This is a genomic window from Mesorhizobium sp. WSM4836, assembly GCF_055811815.1.
Genome location: NZ_JBVVQF010000004.1, coordinates 47,241 through 65,391 on the forward strand (window position 1 = coordinate 47,241; position 18,151 = coordinate 65,391).

16 protein-coding genes are annotated in these 18,151 nt (G+C 61.0%); 5 read left to right on the top strand and 11 right to left on the bottom strand.

Annotated elements, in window-relative coordinates; genetic code table 11:
• Positions 1 to 8: 8 nt before the first annotated feature.
• The 8 genes from AC0L2P_RS06330 to AC0L2P_RS06365 form a co-directional block, all read right to left on the bottom strand.
• Positions 9 to 1,076: a BMP family ABC transporter substrate-binding protein gene (locus AC0L2P_RS06330; protein WP_473500370.1), complete on the bottom strand. Its 1,068-nt coding sequence runs from the start codon at positions 1,074 to 1,076 to the stop codon at positions 9 to 11.
• 47 nt (positions 1,077 to 1,123) lie between these two features.
• The gene (locus tag AC0L2P_RS06335; protein WP_473500371.1) at positions 1,124 to 2,044 is read right to left on the bottom strand and encodes an ABC transporter permease; all 921 of its coding nucleotides are present in this window, start codon (positions 2,042 to 2,044) and stop codon (positions 1,124 to 1,126) included.
• Positions 2,044 to 3,156, bottom strand: coding sequence for an ABC transporter permease (locus AC0L2P_RS06340; protein ID WP_473500372.1), 1,113 nt, complete (start codon positions 3,154 to 3,156; stop codon positions 2,044 to 2,046). The genes AC0L2P_RS06335 and AC0L2P_RS06340 overlap by 1 nt, the downstream gene beginning before the upstream one ends.
• Positions 3,153 to 4,745 (bottom strand): ABC transporter ATP-binding protein, encoded by a 1,593-nt coding sequence (locus tag AC0L2P_RS06345; protein WP_473500373.1) that lies wholly within the window; start codon positions 4,743 to 4,745, stop codon positions 3,153 to 3,155. Before AC0L2P_RS06345 ends, AC0L2P_RS06340 begins: the two co-directional genes overlap by 4 nt.
• A 152-nt stretch (positions 4,746 to 4,897) precedes the next feature.
• Positions 4,898 to 5,875, bottom strand: coding sequence for a quinone oxidoreductase family protein (locus tag AC0L2P_RS06350; RefSeq protein WP_473500374.1), 978 nt, complete (start codon positions 5,873 to 5,875; stop codon positions 4,898 to 4,900).
• An 18-nt stretch (positions 5,876 to 5,893) separates the two neighbouring features.
• Complete coding sequence (gene pcsA / locus AC0L2P_RS06355; protein ID WP_473500623.1) at positions 5,894 to 6,670, bottom strand: phosphatidylcholine synthase; 777 nt, start codon at positions 6,668 to 6,670, stop codon at positions 5,894 to 5,896.
• 35 nt (positions 6,671 to 6,705) lie between these two features.
• Positions 6,706 to 7,320, bottom strand: coding sequence for a DUF1326 domain-containing protein (locus AC0L2P_RS06360; RefSeq protein ID WP_473500375.1), 615 nt, complete (start codon positions 7,318 to 7,320; stop codon positions 6,706 to 6,708).
• Positions 7,321 to 7,334: 14 nt separating this feature from the next.
• Positions 7,335 to 8,273, bottom strand: coding sequence for a DUF2182 domain-containing protein (locus AC0L2P_RS06365; protein ID WP_473500376.1), 939 nt, complete (start codon positions 8,271 to 8,273; stop codon positions 7,335 to 7,337).
• A gap of 61 nt (positions 8,274 to 8,334) precedes the next feature.
• Between AC0L2P_RS06365 and AC0L2P_RS06370 the strand changes: the two genes are divergently transcribed.
• Together AC0L2P_RS06370 and hspQ are read left to right on the top strand one after the other, a co-directional pair.
• Positions 8,335 to 9,543, top strand: coding sequence for a UbiH/UbiF family hydroxylase (locus AC0L2P_RS06370; protein ID WP_473500377.1), 1,209 nt, complete (start codon positions 8,335 to 8,337; stop codon positions 9,541 to 9,543).
• A gap of 215 nt (positions 9,544 to 9,758) precedes the next feature.
• Positions 9,759 to 10,082, top strand: a complete 324-nt coding sequence (hspQ, locus tag AC0L2P_RS06375) for a heat shock protein HspQ (RefSeq protein WP_473500378.1) — start codon at positions 9,759 to 9,761, stop codon at positions 10,080 to 10,082.
• A gap of 131 nt (positions 10,083 to 10,213) precedes the next feature.
• On the opposite strand, the gene AC0L2P_RS06380 is transcribed toward hspQ, so the two are convergent.
• Entirely contained in the window at positions 10,214 to 10,843 is a 630-nt protein-coding gene (locus AC0L2P_RS06380) for an invasion associated locus B family protein (RefSeq protein WP_473500379.1), read from the bottom strand.
• 230 nt (positions 10,844 to 11,073) lie between these two features.
• Here AC0L2P_RS06380 and AC0L2P_RS06385 point away from each other — a divergent pair, with 230 nt between their 5' ends.
• Positions 11,074 to 12,894, top strand: a complete 1,821-nt coding sequence (locus tag AC0L2P_RS06385; protein WP_473500380.1) for an extracellular solute-binding protein — start codon at positions 11,074 to 11,076, stop codon at positions 12,892 to 12,894.
• A 23-nt stretch (positions 12,895 to 12,917) separates the two neighbouring features.
• Positions 12,918 to 13,595: a DsbA family oxidoreductase gene (locus tag AC0L2P_RS06390; protein ID WP_473500381.1), complete on the top strand. Its 678-nt coding sequence runs from the start codon at positions 12,918 to 12,920 to the stop codon at positions 13,593 to 13,595.
• Positions 13,596 to 13,601: 6 nt separating this feature from the next.
• Here the strand turns inward: AC0L2P_RS06390 and AC0L2P_RS06395 are convergent, their stop codons facing one another.
• Entirely contained in the window at positions 13,602 to 14,036 is a 435-nt protein-coding gene (locus AC0L2P_RS06395; RefSeq protein ID WP_473500382.1) for a hypothetical protein, read from the bottom strand.
• Between the two features lie 637 nt (positions 14,037 to 14,673).
• Between AC0L2P_RS06395 and AC0L2P_RS06400 the strand changes: the two genes are divergently transcribed.
• Positions 14,674 to 16,563 (top strand): ABC transporter ATP-binding protein/permease, encoded by a 1,890-nt coding sequence (locus AC0L2P_RS06400; RefSeq protein ID WP_473500383.1) that lies wholly within the window; start codon positions 14,674 to 14,676, stop codon positions 16,561 to 16,563.
• A gap of 153 nt (positions 16,564 to 16,716) precedes the next feature.
• Here AC0L2P_RS06400 and gor read toward each other — a convergent pair whose 3' ends face one another.
• On the bottom strand, positions 16,717 to 18,105 hold the full coding sequence (gor, locus tag AC0L2P_RS06405) for a glutathione-disulfide reductase (RefSeq protein WP_473500384.1): 1,389 nt from the start codon (positions 18,103 to 18,105) through the stop codon (positions 16,717 to 16,719).
• Positions 18,106 to 18,151: the final 46 nt, after the last annotated feature.

An 18,151-nucleotide genomic window follows, 5' to 3' on the forward strand; every position in this document is an offset into this window, starting at 1 on the left:
CCGATTGCCTACTGCGGCAGCTTGTCGTCGACGCCCTTTACGTAGAAATTCATGCCGAGCAAAGTGGCGTCGTCGGCGACCTCGCCCTCCTTCAGCCAAGGTGTGCCGTCCTGCTTGGCGATCGGCCCGGTGAAGGGGTTCCAGCCGTCGGCGATCTTCTTGGTGGTTGCCTCGGCCATGGCCTTGACGTCATCGGGCATATTGGTGAACGGAGCCAGCTTGACGGCGCCATCCTTGATGCCGAGCCAGACGTTGTCGGGCTTCCAGGTGCCGTCGAGCGCAGCCTTGACCCGGCTGACATAGTACGGCCCCCAATTGTCGGTGAGCGAGGTCAGCGCCGCATGCGGCGCGAACTTGATCATGTCGGAGGATTGGCCGAATCCGTGCAGCTTGCGTTCCTCCGCCACCTGCAGGGCAGCGGTCGAATCGGTATGCTGGACGATGATATCGGCGCCCTGGTCGAACAATGCCTTGGCCGCATCGGCTTCCTTGCCCGGATCGAACCAGGAGTTCACCCAGACGATCTTCGCCTTGAAGCTCGGGTTGATCGACTGTGCGCCGAGCATGAAGGAATTGATGCCCATCACCACTTCGGGGATCGGGAAGGAAACGATATAGCCGGCGACGCCCGACTTCGATTGCTTGGCCGCGATCTGGCCAAGCACGTAGCGGCCTTCATAGAAACGCGCATTGTAGATGCCGAGATTTTCGGCCGTCTTGTAACCGGTGGCATGCTCGAACATCACCTTGGGGAATTTCTTGGCGACCTTCACTTCCGGGTCCATGAAGCCGAAGGAGGTGCCGAAAATGATCTTGCATCCCTCGCGCGCCAGGCGCTCGAAGGCGCGATCGGCATCGGGGCCTTCGGAGACGTTTTCGAGATAGGCGGTCTCGACCTTGTCGCCGAGTGCCTTTTCCACCTCTAGGCGGCCTTGGTCGTGCTGGTAGGAGTAGCCGAAATCGCCGATCGGGCCGGTGTAGACCCAGCAGGCCTTCAACTTGTCCGCCGCTTCGGCTGAGGCCGCCAGCGACAATGCGGCCGTCGTCGCCATTAGGGCAATAAGTAGTTTTTTCATTGTGTTACCTCTCTGAGTTAAGCCTTGGAGCTTCCCGTCTTTTATCGTCAACGATCCGGAACGAATGGCTGGCCCAAGGAGGCCGGCGTGTTCATCATCGTCAAACGCTTGTTGCGCGAGATTAGAACGAGAACCACGACGGTTGCCAGATAGGGCAACGAAGAAAGCAGTTGCGAGGGGACCGGAATGCCGAATGCCTGTGCATGAAGCTGGCCGATCCAGACCGCGCCGAAAATATAGGCGCCGGCCAACACCCGCCATGGCCGCCAGGAGGCGAAGACGACCAGAGCCAGCGCGATCCAGCCGCGGCCGGCAGTCATGTTCTCCACCCATTGCGGCGTGTAGACCAGCGACAGGTGGCCACCTGCGAGGCCGGCACAGGCGCCGCCGAAGATCACGGAGAGATAGCGGTAGCGGATGACGTGGATGCCAAGCGCATGCGCCGATGCGTGGCTGTCGCCGATCGAGCGCAAGGTGAGCCCGGTGCGGGTCTTGAACAGGAACCACATCACGGCGGCGGTCAGCGCGATCGAGATGTAGAAGATTGGATCCTGACCGAACAGCAGCCTGCCAATGACCGGGATTGCGGTCAGGCCGGGAATATCGAGGTTAGGCAATCTCTCACCGGGCTGGCCGACAAAATTCGTCCCCATCATGCCGGAAAGACCGAGGCCGAGCAGTGTCAGCGACAGGCCGGTGGCCACCTGATTGGTGGCCAGCGACAGCGTCATCACAGCGAACAGAAGCGAGAACACTGCCCCCATGGTGATTGCCGCCAGCAGCCCTATCCATGGCGAGCCGGTGAGATAACCGGCGCCGAAACCGCCGACCGCACCCATGATCATCATTCCTTCGACGCCGAGATTGAGCACACCGGAACGTTCGACCACCAGTTCGCCGATCGCCGCGATCAGCAGCGGCGTCGCCGCCGTAGCGATAGTCAAAAGGATGTTGACGGTGATGTCCATCAGCGAGCTTCCTCCAGCTTCGGCACTGTCTCGAGTTTCGGCGCGGCAAAGCCGATCAGGCGGATGCGATAGTGAATGAGCGTGTCGCAGCCGAGCACGAAGAACAACAGCATGCCCTGGAACACGCGCGCCACCTTGTCGGAGATGCCGAGCGCGCTTTGCACCGCCTCGCCGCCGAGATAGGTCAGCGCCAGCACAAGGCCGGCGGCAACGATGCCAAGCGGATTGAGCCGGCCGAGGAATGCGACGATGATGGCAGTAAATCCGTAGCCGGGCGAGATCACCGGCTGCAACTGCCCGATGGCACCCGAGACCTCCGAAATCCCGGCAAGTCCGGCCAGTGCGCCCGACAGCAGGAAGGCAAAGAAGACCATGCGGTTAAAGCCAAACCCGGCGAAGCGCCCTGCCCTCGGGCTTGAGCCGAGCACGCGGACCTCGAAGCCTTTCAGCATACGGCTCATCAGGATCCAGATCAGTATCGCCGCGATCAGCGCGAAGACAAATCCCCAGTTTGCCCGGCCGGATTCCGGCAGGAGTTCCGGCAGTATGGCCGAGTCGTTGAACTGGATGGTCTGCGGGAAACCATGGCCCTGCGGATCGCGCCACGGCCCGCGCACCAGCCAGTCCAGGAAGAGCTGAGCGACATAGACCAGCATCAAGCTGGTCAGGATCTCGTTGGTGTTGAAGCGCGTCTTCAGCAGTGCCGGGATTGCGGCATAGGCAGCCCCGCCGACCATGCCGAAAAGAAGCATCAGCGGCAGCACCAATGGGCCTTCCAACTGCGGAAACAGCACGGGGAACATCGAGCCGAGAATGCCGCCCAGGATGAACTGGCCTTCGGCCCCGATGTTCCAGATGTTGGCCTTGTAGCAGACCGACAGTCCGACCGCGATCAGGATCAAGGGGGCGGCCTTGATCGCCAGCTCATGCAACTGCCAGACCTGGCTGATCGGTTCGATGAAATAGATGCGGAACGCAGTCAACGGGTTGACGCCGAGCAGCGCGAACATGATGGCACCGGCAATGATCGTCAAAACGAAAGCGATGAAAGGCGAGAGTGCCGAAAACAGCATCGAGCGCTGCGGGCGTTTTACAAGTTCGAGGCGCATCAAGCCGTCTCCAGCGTATGTTCGGCATGACCGGGTTCGGCGCCGCCCATCAGCAGCCCGATCTTCTCGAATGTCGCTTCAGCTATCGGCAGCGGCTTCGACAGTTCGCCATTGTGCATGACCGTGATCGCATCGGAAATCTCGAACAGCTCGTCGAGATCCTGGCTAATCACCAACACCGCCGAGCCGCTGCGCGCCAGTTCGATCAGCGCCTGGCGGATGTGGGCCGCCGCACCCGCGTCGACCCCCCAGGTCGGCTGATTGACCACCATGACGCTTGGCCGGCGGTCGAGTTCGCGGCCGACGATGAATTTCTGCAGATTGCCGCCCGAAAGAGCCGCAGCCTCCGGATCCGGCGCGCTCTTGCGCACGTCCATCGCCTTTATGATGCGCTGGGCAGCGGTATAGATCGCATCGCCCTTGACCATTCCACCGGCGCCCACAAACATCTTGCCGTCGGTGGCGTGGCGCGACAGAAGCAGGTTCTCCGAAAGGTTCATGCGCGGTGCTGCGCCATGGCCGAGCCGCTCTTCCGGGACGAAGGCAGCGCCCATCAGCCGCCTGCCGGTGATGGTGAGGCCGCCGGCATCCTTGCCGCGGATGCGTACCGAGCCGGCATCCTGCTGCAGCACCTCGCCGGAAACGGATTCGAAGAATTCGCCCTGGCCGTTGCCGGCGACACCGGCAATGCCGATCACCTCGCCGGCGCGGACTTCAAGATTGATGTTCCTAAGTGGGATCGAGAACGGGGTCGCCGGCTTGCGGGTGAGTTCGCGGATTTGAAGCAGCACCGGCGCGGTCTCGACACCCTCGGCCGGCACCCGCACCACGGCGTGCACCTCGTTGCCGACCATCATCCGCGCCAACGAAGACGCGGTTTCCTGGCGCGGATTGCAATGGCCGACCACCTTGCCGTGACGCAGCACGGTGGCGCGGTCGCAGATGCGTTTGACCTCTTCCAGCCGGTGCGAAATGTAGAGGATGGACTTTCCTTCCGAACGCAGCCGTTCGAGCGTCTCGAACAGCCTATCGGCCTCCTGCGGCGTCAGCACCGAAGTCGGCTCGTCGAGGATGATGAGTTGCGGCGTCTGCAGCAGGCAGCGGATGATTTCGATACGCTGACGCTCGCCGACCGACAGATCACCGACCAGCGATAGCGGATCGAGAGGCAGGCCGTAACTGTAGGAGAGCGCCCTCGCCTTGGCCGCGATCATGCTGATCGGCGAGCCGTCATCCAGCGACAGCGCGATGTTCTCCGCCGCCGTCAACGCTTCGAACAGGGAAAAATGCTGGAAAACCATGCCGATGCCGAGCTTTTTTGCGGTGCCGGGACTGGTGATCCTGACCGCCTCGCCGTTCCAGAAAATCTCGCCGGAATTCGGTTCCAGCGATCCAAACAGCATTTTCACCAGGGTCGACTTGCCGGCGCCATTCTCGCCAAGCAACGCGTGGATCTCGCCCTTGGCGATGTTGAGATCGACATGGTCGCACGCCGTCAGCGTGCCGAATATCTTTGTGAGGCCGCGAACCTCCAGCAGGTTTGCGCCGTCCTGATCTGCACTCACGGTGCCTCCATCTGGTTTTCCAGACATGTTCTGTGTTCCCGCAGGCATCGTATGCGCGCCCTGCTCTCTACGGTAAGCGCCTCACGACTTGAAAGAGCTTCAAGAATTTCAGCGGAAACTCAAGCGGTAAAGAGCAGTTCGCAAGAATCGCGGCGTCGGCGGGCCGAAACTGCGGGCGCTCAAGGGATAAGTATCGTTGTCCCGGTGGTCCTGCGCCCTTCGAGATCGGAATGCGCCATGCCGGCCTCGCTGAGCGCGTAACGCTGGTTGATCTTGATCTTGACGGCGCCGCTGAGCACCACATCGAACAAGGCAGCGGCGGAAGCCTCGAGGTCGTCGCGCCTGGCATTGTAGACGAACAGCGTCGGCCGCGTTGCGAACAGCGAGCCCTTCTGCGCCAGCAATGAGATGCTGAAGGGCGGGATCGGCCCAGATGATTGACCGAAACTGACGAACGTGCCGAGCGGCCGAAGGCAATCGAGCGAGGCTGGAAACGTGTCGTTGCCGACCGAATCATAGACAACGTCGCATCTTTTGCCACCGGTGATAGCGTTAACGCCGGCGACGAAATCCTGTTCGCGATAGTTGATGACGTGGTCGAAGCCATGCGCCTTGGCGAGTTCGATCTTGTCGGTTGAACTCGCGGTGCCGATCACCGTAGCGCCGAGATGCTTAGCCCATTGGCCGAGGATCAGGCCAACACCGCCTGCCGCCGCGTGGAACAGGATCGTATCGCCAGCCTTCACTTTGAAGGTACGCCGCAACAGATACTCGGCAGTCATGCCCTTGAGCATCATCGCCGCGGCCTGTTCGTCGCTGATGCCGTCGGGCACCTTCACCACGCGGTCGGCGGCGATCACGCGCTGCCCGGCATAGGCGCCGGTGGTCACGGCATAGGCGACGCGATCGCCGGGTTTGAGCCAGTCGACATCCGAGCCGACCTCCAAGACCACGCCGGCCGCCTCGCCGCCGGGGATCAGCGGAAATCCGCCCTGTGGCGGATAAAGGCCCGAGCGATAATAGACGTCGATGAAATTGAGCCCGATCGCGGTGTGCCCGACAAGAATCTGACCCGAGCCCGGTTGCCCGGGATCGGCATCCTCATAGGTCAGGACCTCCGGACCGCCATTGGCGTGGATGCGGATCGCTTTGGACATTTTCCGGCTCTCTTGGGATCAGGCTTTCTTGTCCGGCTTGGCGCCGAGATTTGGAAAGAACTGCATGATAGCGCCGATGCAAGCGAGGTAAAGCCCGGTGACCGTAATTCCGATCTTGATGAAGTCGCTGACCTGCCCGCCCAGCACGCCGATCTGGTCGTAGAAGGAGGCAAGTGCGGCCTGCGCCAGCGCCAGCGCGCCGAAAGCGCACCAAAGCAGCGTCATGCCGAGATTGATGGGCCGTAGTCGCTTCACCCGCACCGGATGGATGAAATTGATCGGCACGAAGGTCAGGATGCCCGCCACCACGACCACGGCGAAGGAAACCCATTGTCCGGGTTCGATGACGAACAGCGTGAAAACCACCATGTTCCAGACGACGGGAAAGCCTTTGAAGAAATTCTCCTTCGTCTTCATGCCGGTATCGGCATAGTAGATTGCGCTCGACACCACGATGATTGCCGCCGACAGGAACGACAGGCGCTCGCCCATGAAGCCGCGCTGGTAGAGCGCGAAGGCCGGAATCAGTACGTAGGTCACATAGTCGATGATGTTGTCGAGCAGTTCGCCCGACCATGTCGGCAGGATTTCCTTGACGTCGAGCTTCCTGGCGATCGGCCCGTCGATGCCGTCGACGAAAAGCGCCAGCCCCAGCCACCAGAACATCGCCGTCCAGCGCTGCTCGCTTGCTGCCACTAGCGAGAGAAACGCCAGGAATGAGCCCGACGCGGTCAAGAGATGGACCGAGAACGCCCTCGCCTGCGGCCACGTGACTTTCTTCTTCGGCCGCGGAATCCGGTCGGCGATTTTCCTGGCCGTCGTCTTCTTGCTCACGGGCCCCGCCAGTCCAGCTTGCAGATTTCGGCCGAACGGCCGGCAAAGTTCCAATTGCGGCCAAAGGCCCGCATTTTGCTCTTGTCGGATTTGGCGACGATGATTTCCGGCGCAATCCAGTATTCCGAATTGCTGATGACCGTATCCCTGTCGCGATCCTTGCCGGTGATCGGTGTCACCGCACCATCGATGATCTTCGGTATCTGAAAGATGCGTGTTTTCTCACGCGTCTCGTAGGTGATCGGCACCTGCTCGGCGCCGAGGAACTGTCCGACCAGGATGGAGAGCAGCGATGTGGTTCCACCAGCCTTGCCGGTGAATATCTTCGTCAGTCCCTTCACAGCGTAAACCGAGGCGCGCTTGTCGATAAACAGACCGGCCGTCCAGTTGCCGCGACTCATGTAGCCGGGGATTTCCATGATCAGCCCAAGATTGAGACCGGACAGGTCGACCTCGCCAAAATGGCCGGCATCGATGCGGAATCCCGCCCAGGTTTGACAATAGCCCTCGGTCGGCGGATGACTGCCGAGCGACAGAACGCAAGGGCAAAAAACCGTGCAATTGCAGGAGAGGACGAGCTCTCCCTTCATTGCCCAGTTTTGATCTGTCATCGAATTCTCCCCCCTCACGTCGAGATTACTAGTAGCGCCGCTGCCCAGACAAGCAGTATCGCACCGGCCAGCCGCGTCGTCAGATTGTCTGCCGTCTGTTTTTCCACCAGGCTGAACAAGCCGATCAGCGCCATCCAGAACACGTTCATTACACCGACGGCAAACATTACCAGCATTAGCGCCCAGCAGCATCCAAGGCACCACACCCCCTGCTCCATGCCGAGCCGGAAAATGCGAATGGGCCTGGCGCTCCAGTTGGCGAACAGGACCGAGAACGGATTTCTGCACTTGTCCAGACAGGCTTCCTTCAGCCAGCTGAACTGATAAAGACCAGCGATCGACAGCGCGGCTGCTCCGGCAATTCCAACCAGCGGATCGAGCATCTGCCCGGATGACGCGAATGCATGGACTGCGAGCGTCAGGGCAGCGAACACTGCCGAGGCGACAAGCCAGACGTTCAAATATCCAGCGACAAGGATCAGCGGATGGACAACCGGTTCCCCATTGATCCGGGCGGTATCTGCGATCTCGCAATAGGTGCGGATCATCGGCGCCGCGGAGGGCAGCATGGTCGCGATGGCCATCAACAGCCACATCGCGGTGAGTGCCCCGCCTTGCGCGCCTACGCTTGCGGGAAGCGGCGCCGGCGCAAGACAGAGGGCGAAGAAACGCGCAAGGAAATCCGGCAACGGCAGTTGCGGCAGGTATTCCAGCACGGCGTCGCCGGGTACATCGGCCCCCGGGAGCCGGCTTACCGCCCCTCGAACTGCCATTGCGCCGAGAAGGAGCCAGGCAAGGGCGATGCCCATGCCGGCAACAACGCTCACGGTCACTCGAGGGCTGCGCGCAACGCTCGCCATCGCGCGGCCGGTACCGTCGAGGTGGCTGAAATCGTCTTGTTCGCCGGTCATGGCAACCGAATGGGCCGAATCGCCGAGTTGATCAAGCCGCATCACCTGACCTATATGGACCAGCAGGTCGGACAGGCCTCACCTCGCAATCCGGAAGCCGAATTTGGACCATCGGGAAACAGCACGGATACTGGTCGCCGGCAGCGGCCCTGCAGGGCTGATCGCGGCGCTTGGCTTTGCCGAGGCGGGCTTTCCCGTGACGCTCGTCGGACCCGACACAGCCGGCCCCGACGGTCGGACGACAGCCTTGATGAACCCTGCTCTGAAGATGTTCGAACGGCTCGGGATCTTCGACGGAATCAGGTCGCACGCAGCGCCGCTCAAGGTGATGCGCATCGTTGACGCAACCAACCGGCTGATCCGCAGCCCGACAGTGACCTTTCGCGCCAGCGAGATCAACGAAGAGCAATTCGGGCTGAACTTGCCCAACAGCGTACTCAACCGCACGCTAGCCGAGGCTGTCGCGCATTCGGGCATCGAATGGCGAAAGTCGATGGTGGAGACATGGCGCCTCGATGCCGACCATGCCCATGCCGTTCTCGCCGACGGCAGCGAGGTTGAGGGGTCGTTGGCAGTTGCCGCCGATGGCCGTCAGTCGCCGGCCCGCGAGGCAGCCGGCATCCGCACCTCGGTCCGATCCTATCCGCAGGCGGCGCTGGTGCTCAATTTTGGTCACCGCAGCGACCATGCTTTCACCTCGACCGAATTCCACACCGAGACCGGTCCGTTCACACAGGTTCCCCTGCCCGGCAACCGGTCCAGCCTTGTCTGGGTGCTCGAACCCGATATCGCCAAGGACCTTGCAGCACTCGACGACGCCGAGCTTTCGACGCGGGTCGAACAGCGGATGCAATCGATGCTGGGCCGCGTGTCGGTTGAGCCCGGCCGGCAGGTCTACCCACTTTCAGCGGTGAGCCCGTGGCGGTTTGCGCGTCGCCGCGTGGCACTTGTCGGCGAAGCCGCTCACGTGTTTCCCCCAATAGGCGCGCAAGGCCTCAATCTCGGCATCAGGGACATCGACGACTTGATTGGTACCGCAAGTAGAAACCGCTCGGACCCGGGCGCCACCAAGGCGCTTGCAGCCTATGATTTCAAGCGGCGGCCGGATATTCTGGCGCGCAGCAGCGCGGTCAACCTGCTCAACACGTCGTTGCTTTCCGACATGCTGCCGGCTCAGCTGGTGCGCAGCGCTGGCCTGGGCGCGCTTGAGGGTTTTGCGCCGCTGCGGGCGTTTTTCATGCGCGAGGGTCTTCGACCCGGCAGCGGTTTTGCGGCCTTTTTTGGCGGATTGCGAAAAGCGGCTGCGCGATAGCGAGCACCGCCCTTGATCCGCATCTTGCGACGCTCAACCCGGCATCAAGGGGATCGGGATTGAATTGACGCGGCGTCTGCGCCAAATAATGACGATGTCGACCGTAAGGTTTGGGCCAATCTTTGCCAGACCGGTGCGTAAGGGTCTAAAGTCCTGGCGCCTTCCTTGCGTGTTCCAGGACGCGTGGCGTTCAAGAAGTTCAAGTGGTGAGTGCGATGAAAACAGCCAAATTCTCGATCGGACAGGTGGTTCGCCACCGGCTGTTTTCGTTCCGCGGCGTCATTTTCGACGTCGATCCGCAATTCGCCAATACTGACGAATGGTACGAGGCGATCCCTGCTGACGTGCGGCCGCGCAAGGACCAGCCCTTCTATCATCTGCTCGCCGAGAATTCCGAAACGGAATACATCGCCTATGTGTCCGAGCAGAATTTACTCGAGGACCGGTCGGGCGAACCGGTCCGGCATCCGCAGATTGGTGAGATGTTCGATAAGAAGCCGGACGGGCGCTACGAGCCGAAGCACCAATTGAGACATTGACTTAGCCGGGATCTGGCTGGGCTGGGACCTGGCTGGCTTGGTCGACTTGACACATGGCTGGATCGACAAACGCCCGGTTCAAACGAAAAAAGCGGGGCATCAACCCGCTTTTTCGTTTGAAAAGCCGTCGATCAGTTGGCGGCCTTCGCCTTTTCCTGCTCTTCCTTGAGCTTCTTGGCAAAATCCTGATTGTTCTTGGCGACGAACTCCTGGAGCTTCTTCTGCCGGTCCTCGATGTCCGACTGCTGCAGCGGCGGGCCGTCGAAGGCGCCGCTGAAGCCGGTCAGCGCAATCTTGATCGGGTTCGGTTGGTTCTGGAAATTGACCGAGGTGAGCGTCAGGTTCGAACCTTTCTTGAAGGACGCAACGAGCTGATCGGTCAGCGGTACTTCCGCCACGCAGCGGTCCGGGAAGCAGATCACATAGTCGAGCTTCTGCGCCTTGCCGGCGTCGATCTGGAGGCCGATGCCGGGGGGAACCAGACGGCCGGTTGGGACCGTAACCTGGAACACCTTACGGTTCACCTTGCCCTTTAATTCGATCAGGCTGACGCCGGTGATGAGCTGGCCGTTACCGGCCGTGGTGATGTTCTGGACATTGCAGATGTCGACGTCTTCCTGCTTGGTGCAGGCCTTGAACCAGCCTTGCGGAATCTGCTGTTGCTGCTGCGCGGAAGCAGCGGGAATCCCGGCGCCCAGAATGCCGACCACGCCAGCGGCCATGACCGACAGGCGGTACGCGTTGCTGTTCAGGCTCGTCATGTCGTGCATTCCTCTCAAATGATCCCGGGACCGGCTTTTTTCATGCCGCGTGGTCCAGCTACCTGTTGCCGAAATGAGGCAACAGGATGACTTCGGACGGCGTGTTACACTGCAAGCGACGCCGAATCCAGCCCGGGCCTCGCGAATCTTGGCCGAGGGGTTGGCTCATGGGTTGGCCGGTGCACGACCGGCTCATGTATGCTGCGCATCGAATCGGGAAGGAGACGGTCATGGGCCGCGTTGTCGTTTGGCTGATCGCCACAATGTTGTTTGTCGGCCTTTCCCTGCACCCGGCTCTGTCGGAACCGAAGCACGCGCTTGCCATGCAGGGCGAGCCGGCGCTGCCGGCCGACTACAAGCATTTCAACTACGTCAATCCCGACGCGCCTAAGGGCGGCAGCATTACCTATTGCGTCGTCGGCAGCTTCGACAATCTCAATCCGTTCATCCTGAGAAGCCTTCGCACCACTGCGCGCGGTATGATGGATCAAGCGTTTGGAAATCTGGTCTTCGAGCCGTTGATGCAGCGCAACTACGACGAGGCCTTCAGTCTCTACGGCCTGCTCGCCGATGCCGCCGACATGGATACCGAGCGCAAGAGCGTCGAATTCCACCTTGATCCCAGGGCCAAATGGTCGGACGGCGAGCGGGTGACGCCGGAAGACGTGTTGTTCACCTATGACGTCTTCACCGAGAAGGGCCGGCCACCTTACAGCCAGCGAATGAAAGCGATCGCCAAGCTCGAAAAGACCGGCGAGCGCAGTGTGCGCTTCACCTTCAACGATAAGGCGGACCGCGAATTTCCCTTGATCATTGCGCTAACACCGATCATCCCGAAACACGCCTTCAACAAGGACACCTTCGACAGGACGACGCTGAAGCCGGTGATCGGCAGCGGGCCTTACACGGTGGCGCAAGTCGTGCCCGGCCAGCGCATCGTGTTTAAGCGCAATCCGGACTATTGGGGCAAGGACGTGCCCTCCAAGCGCGGCTTCGACAATTACGACCAGATCACCATCGAATATTTCCTGAATGCCAACGCCAAGCAGGAGGCGTTCAAGAAAGGCATCTGCGCCATCGACGATGACAGCGACCCGGTCAAACGCGAGCGCGATCTCGACTTTCCGGCCTTCCACAGGGGCGAGGTCGTCGCCGAAACTTTCGACACCGGCATTCCGCCGGTGGTCACTGGTTTCCTGTTCAATACGCGGCTGCCGAAATTTTCCAATCCGGTCGTGCGGCGCGCGCTCGGCATGCTCTACGATTTCGAATGGGCCAACAAGAATCTGTTCGGCGGCAAATACACGCGCACGATGAGCTTCTGGCAGAACTCCGAACTCTCCGCGTTCGGCCACCCGGCCAGCGAAAAGGAAAAGGCCCTGCTGGCCCCCTACCCCGGCCGCGTGCCTGCAGATGTCATGGACGGCACCTACAGGCCGCCCGTCACCGACGGCTCCGGCCAGGACCGCAAGGTGCTGAAGGCCGCATTCGAGCTGCTGAAGAGCGCAGGCTATACGGTGCAGGACGGCGCGATGCTCGATCCCGAGGGAAAGCCGTTCGGTTTCGAGATCCTGACCGCCTCGCAGGACGAAGAGCGACTTGCCGCTATTTATCAGCGCACGCTTGAGAAGCTCGGCATCGATGTCGGCATCCGCAGCCTCGACGGTGATCAGATCCAGTCGCGCAAGCAGCGTTTCGATTTCGAGGTGCTGGTCGGCTCGACCGGTTTCAACAACTCGCTGTCGCCCGGCATCGAGCAAGCCGGTCGCTGGGGTTCCGCGGCCGCCAAGGCGGAAGGCTCGTTCAATCTCGCCGGCGTCGCCGATCCGGCGGTGGATGCAGCGATCGAGGCGATGCTGAGAGCCCGTTCGAAGGAGGACTACGTCGCCGCCGTCCGCGTCCTCGACCGGCTGTTGATTTCCGGTAATTACATGGTGCCGACGCAGCATAACAACCGGCAATGGCTCGCTTATTGGAACTATCTGGAACATCCGCAAAAGACGCCCATATACGGTTATCAACTGCCGACCTGGTGGCGCAAACCGAAGTGACCTCTTCAGAACAGGAGATCAAGATGAACGACGAGAACTCGATTACCGTCGACGTGGTCTCCGACGTGGTGTGCCCCTGGTGCTTTATCGCCCAGAAACGGCTCGACAAGGCGATTGCCGCCGTCGACATCGACGTTCACATACGCTGGCGGCCCTTCCAGCTCGACCCGACAATCCCGCCAGAAGGCAAGAACCGCCGCGACTATATGGTGGCGAAATTCGGCAGCGAGCAACGCATCCGCGAAATCCATGCCCGGATCGAGCCGCTGGGCGAAGCTGAAGGCATCTCCTTCGCTTTCGATGCCATCAAGGTCGCACCCAATACGCTGGATGCGCATCGGCTCATTCGCTGGGCCGGGACGGCCGGCGAGGCCATTCAGAACCGGCTGGTGCGCCGGCTGTTCCAGCTGAATTTCGAGAAAGGCGCCAATCTCGGCGATCATGCCGTGCTGATCGAAGCGGCCCGCGAGGCCGGCATGGATGCCTCCGTGGTCGAAACGCTTCTGCCGACCGACGCCGATGTCGAGGCGGTGGGCACCGAAATCGCCACCGCTTCGCGCATGGGCATATCCGGCGTGCCGTGCTTTCTGCTTGAGGGCAAATATGCCGTGATGGGCGCCCAGGACGCCGAAACGCTCGCCGATGCACTCCGCCAGGTCGCCGCTGCCAAGGCACGCGGCGAACTGGAAACGGCCAACTGAGTCGGACTATTTCACCGTCACCTTGGCCTTGCTGACGAAAAAGCCATGGCCATGCTTGCCGGTGCAGGTCAATCCCTTGGTGGATGACTGGCAGGAAAACGGCCCCTTGCTCCAGCTGTTGCCGTACGCCAACCTGGTGACGTCGCCGCAGCAGCCTTGCTCGCCCGGATTCTTGATCAGCGTCGCCGGACCTTTCGGGCCGAGGATGATGGTGACGTAGCTGGGCTCGACGCGCGAACAGCTCAGTTCCGGTCCGCCATCCTGCGGCTCGTAGGTGCTGGTGCCGCCCTTCGGCGTGTAGATGCAGCCAATATTGCCGGACGGCGTGTTGAACTCGATCTGTCCCTCGGCGTTTGCGGGAACGGTCTGGCTGCCGGCATGCGTTTGCGGCAGCCAGGCAAATGTTGCGAGCATCACGGCAAAAAATGTCCGTGCAAGCATGAAAAACTCCCCGGTTCAAACCTAGATGCGCCCCGGCAGGTTCGATCCGAAGCGCATCTTTGTCAAACGCAGTTTGTCCGGGCTCTAAAAAGCACGGTCTAATTGATATTGATGCGCATCCTGGACTGTGACGGGAAAATCATTGCTGGGCTGATTACAGCCTCCTGACAAGGCGTGTTCGACCGCGAATCATGCAGTCACGTTCTGGCCGCCGACGAGGTCAGAGCTGACCGTCAAGGCGGGCCGAAGATCGGTTCTGGCTGTGAAGATCGACCCACAGACGGCGCTTCTATCTTCACAAAGCTGTGTGAAGACCTTCCCTAGGGGAAGGTCTTCACTTGCTCTGGCGCAGACAAGTAACTATTTGAAATTGCGTTGGTATTCCGCCCCTCGAAACGTGACGGCATAACGCCGTGATCATTCGTTCTGTTGCTCCACTGCAACGGCCGGCGAGCTAAGCCACCTGAGACTGGTGAAAAGCTAATGGAAAATGATCAATTGGTGTTACTGTTCGTAACAAAAGAAAAATCGTTTGGGCGGGATAGTGATTCGGGTCGATAGACCAACGCGACATTCAATATCGGAAAAATGGCTCCGCGGTGCCGCAAGGCAGTCGCCCCTGACGCCCGTATCGTCGATGCGCAGCTTCTGGGGACTGATGCGGGCCTACTGGTTCTCCGACAAGTGGGTGGAAGCCTGGACGCTGACACTGGTGATCGCCCTGCTCACCGCGCTCTCCAGCAAGTCAGGCGTGTGGTTTGCCGTAGCGTCCGGAGAGCTGGTCAACTCGATCGCCTTTTTCCACGATGCCGCAAACACCACCCCGCTTCAGACACTGCTGACCAATGCCGGGATACTTGTTCTCCTGGTCTTGCTCAAGGATGCGGGTTTTACCGGTATCCGCAGCCTGGTGTCCGCAACTTTGCATCGCAAGTGGCGCGGTTGGCTGGACAGCCAGTTCAACGAAGCCCTGCTTGATTCCAATCACACTCATTTCCACGCTCAGCATGGCTCGTCAGGTGCCGCTGCTCCCGACAATATCGACCAGCGCATCCAGGAATCGATCAAGGATATGACGGGCGGCGCCATCGGCCTCGCGATGGGGGTTTTGGCCGTTGCTACTTCGTTGTATTTCGTCGGCCAGCAACTGCTTGCACACTCGGCGGAGGTCAAAGGCCTGGAGTTCCTCGGCAGCTATGGCAGCGCCGTCCTCGCGTTTCTGGCGGTCGCCACCTACGTGCCGTTGAACACATGGATCGCGGTCAAGCTGGGCAGGCTGCTGGAACGGCTCAATGTCAGGATGCAGCAGGCCGAAGGCAGCTATCGCGGCGAGTTGATCACGTTCCTGCGCCGCAGTTTTCATGTCGCCGCATCGCAAGGCGAGAACGTGCAGAAGGCAGTGCACAGGCAGCGCTATGTCGACATCGACCGCACCTGGGCGCGGCTGAACATCGTCAACACGGGCTACAATTCGTTCGAGCTGATCTACAATTTCATCGGTGCCCGCATCGTCGCCTACGGGCCAGGCTTGGTTCCCTTCATCCATAACGGGTTCGATCTCAAGGGCTACATAACCGGCTCCGAGATGGTCAACTCGCTGATCAGTCAATGCTCGTGGTTCATCCATGTCATGCCTGCGATCGCCGCGCTGCGGGCCAACAGCCAGCGCGTGACCGAACTCGCAAACGCGATCGAAAACGTCCAGCATCCGCAGGAATTCTATCAGCAGACCGGCCGCTCCGACTTCCGCTACGACCGCCAAAACCCGGTCTTCGGCCTAACCATCCAGAAGCTCGAACTGGCGCATCAGGGCGAGGACGCAACGCCCTTCCTGAGTGCCGCGAATTTGCGCTTCCGGCGTGGCGAATGGACGTTCCTCAAGGGCGAATCCGGTTGCGGCAAGACCTCGCTGATCAAGGCGATCAACGGCCTGTGGCCTTATGGCCGCGGCACCATCGTCTTCCCTGAAGGGGTCAGGAGTTTCTATGCCGCCCAGGAGGTGAAGCTGCAGCAGGTCTCACTGAAGCAACTGGTATGCCTGCCGGGTTCCGAGCACGATTACGCCGACGTGCAGGTCGCATCCGCCCTCCACAAGGCCGGCCTCGGCGACTTTATCGAGCATCTGGCCGATGAGAGCCGTGAAGGAAAGATCTGGGACCAGGTTCTTTCGGGTGGGCAGAAACAGAAGCTGGTCGTTACCCGCATCGTGCTGCAGCAGCCGGGACTGCTGTTCCTCGATGAAGCCACCGGCGCGCTCGATCCCGATGGACGGATCGCCTTCCATCAGGCGATCAAGGACAATTGCCCCGATGCAACCGTAATTTCGATCATGCACGAGGCGACACCGCCGAGATCGCTCGCGGGCACCGAATTCTACCACAGCGTGGTTGCGATCGCCGACGGCATCGCCACCAAGAAGCCGCTGGTGCCGAGCTTGCCGGTCGAACTCACCACCATCCTCACGCAGCCAACGCGTCCGGCCGAGGACAAATGGCTGCGCTTTCCCCGCCGGCTGAAGCAGAGATAGTCGCGGCAGTCTCAGCTACGCCCGGACCAGCGCCACCTCGGCAAGGCCTAGAGGGGCGTCCAGCCCTCTGGCAAGGTTCTAAGGCTTGCTTACCGTAGATCGCACCGCGCGCAGGGCGTCGGGAAAAGCCCCATCACGCCAGCGATCAAGGAATCAGACGCGCTCACCATCCTTCACCCGGTAAGTCGGCTTGTACATGGTGACTAGTTCTTCCGCCGCGGTCGGATGCACCGCCATGGTGCGATCGAAATCATCCTTGGTCAGGCCGGCCTTCAGCGGTATGCCAAGAAGCTGCGCCATTTCGCCAGCATCCGGCCCGAGGATGTGGGCGCCGAGGACCTTTTTCGAGGCGCCGTCGACGACCAGCTTCATCAGCATCTTTTCATCGCGGCCTGAAAGTGTGTGCCGCATCGGCCGGAAGGTGGCGCGGTAGATTTCGAGATCCGAAAAGCGCTTTGCCGCCTCATCCTCCGACAGGCCGACCGTGCCGATCTCGGGCTGCGAAAAGACTGCGGTAGCGATCGTGTCGTGGTCGGGCGCCGTCGGATTATCCTTGAAGGCGGTCTCGACGAAGCACATCGCCTCGTGGATTGCCACCGGCGTCAATTGCACGCGGTGGGTGACGTCACCGATCGCCCAGATGTTGTCGATATTGGTGCGGGAGTATCCGTCGACTTGGATTGCCCCGGTCTTGGTCATCTCGATGCCGACGCCCTCCAGGCCCATGTTCTCGGTATTGGGAATGCGGCCGATGGCGAGCATGACCTGGTCGATCGTTAGCACCGTGCCGCCGGTGACAAGCGCGTCGAGCCGGCCGTCAGGCCGCTTCCTGACCCACTCGGACACGGCGTGGCAGAGGATTTTTATCCCCTTCTTTTCCATCGTGTCATGCAGCATGCGTCGGAGGTCCATGTCGAAACGGCTGAGGATCTCCCTGCCGCGATAGACCAGCGTGGTGTCGACGCCGAGCCCGTGAAAGATATTGGCGAATTCGACGGCGATATAGCCGCCGCCCTCGATCATGATTGCCTTCGGCAGCTCCTTGAGGTCGAAGGCCTCGTTGGAGAAGATGCAGTGCTCATGGCCGGGCAATGCCGGGTGCGGTGCCGGACGCCCGCCGGTAGCGATCAGGATCTGGTCGGCGGTAACGGTGCGATCCTCACCGAGAAGATGCACCACATGCGGATCGACAAGGGTGGCGCGCGAGTGAAAGACCTCGCCGCCGGCGCCCTGCACGTTCTTCTTGTAGATGGACTCCAGCCGGCTGATTTCGCGGTCCTTGTTGGCCACCAGCTTCTGCCAGTCGAAACGCGCCTCAGGCACCGTCCAGCCATAACCGGCAGCGTCGCCGAAATGCTCGGGGAATTGCGACGCGTAGACATAGAGTTTCTTTGGCACGCAGCCGCGGATCACGCAGGTGCCGCCATAGCGGTACTCCTCGGCGATGCCGACGCGCTTGCCGAGTGCGGCCGCGACGCGCGCCGCCCTCACCCCGCCGGAGCCGCCGCCGATAACGAAAAGATCGTAGTCGTAACCGGCCATGGCTGGACTCCTTGCCCCTCAAACTCCGAGACAGGTAGGCTGCCAA

Bases quoted from the DNA above. Each gene is read 5' to 3' on its own strand.
- AC0L2P_RS06400 (WP_473500383.1), top strand. From the start codon at position 14,674: ATGCGCAGCTTCTGGGGACTGATGCGGGCCTACTGGTTCTCCGACAAG.
- AC0L2P_RS06390 (WP_473500381.1), top strand. From the start codon at position 12,918: ATGAACGACGAGAACTCGATTACCGTCGACGTGGTCTCCGACGTGGTG.
- AC0L2P_RS06385 (WP_473500380.1), top strand. From the start codon at position 11,074: ATGGGCCGCGTTGTCGTTTGGCTGATCGCCACAATGTTGTTTGTCGGC.
- AC0L2P_RS06395 (WP_473500382.1), bottom strand. From the start codon at position 14,036: ATGCTTGCACGGACATTTTTTGCCGTGATGCTCGCAACATTTGCCTGG.
- AC0L2P_RS06380 (WP_473500379.1), bottom strand. From the start codon at position 10,843: ATGACGAGCCTGAACAGCAACGCGTACCGCCTGTCGGTCATGGCCGCT.
- AC0L2P_RS06360 (WP_473500375.1), bottom strand. From the start codon at position 7,320: ATGACAGATCAAAACTGGGCAATGAAGGGAGAGCTCGTCCTCTCCTGC.
- AC0L2P_RS06365 (WP_473500376.1), bottom strand. From the start codon at position 8,273: ATGCGGCTTGATCAACTCGGCGATTCGGCCCATTCGGTTGCCATGACC.
- AC0L2P_RS06345 (WP_473500373.1), bottom strand. From the start codon at position 4,745: ATGTCTGGAAAACCAGATGGAGGCACCGTGAGTGCAGATCAGGACGGC.
- gor (WP_473500384.1), bottom strand. From the start codon at position 18,105: ATGGCCGGTTACGACTACGATCTTTTCGTTATCGGCGGCGGCTCCGGC.
- AC0L2P_RS06335 (WP_473500371.1), bottom strand. From the start codon at position 2,044: ATGGACATCACCGTCAACATCCTTTTGACTATCGCTACGGCGGCGACG.
- AC0L2P_RS06330 (WP_473500370.1), bottom strand. From the start codon at position 1,076: ATGAAAAAACTACTTATTGCCCTAATGGCGACGACGGCCGCATTGTCG.
- hspQ (WP_473500378.1), top strand. From the start codon at position 9,759: ATGAAAACAGCCAAATTCTCGATCGGACAGGTGGTTCGCCACCGGCTG.
- AC0L2P_RS06350 (WP_473500374.1), bottom strand. From the start codon at position 5,875: ATGTCCAAAGCGATCCGCATCCACGCCAATGGCGGTCCGGAGGTCCTG.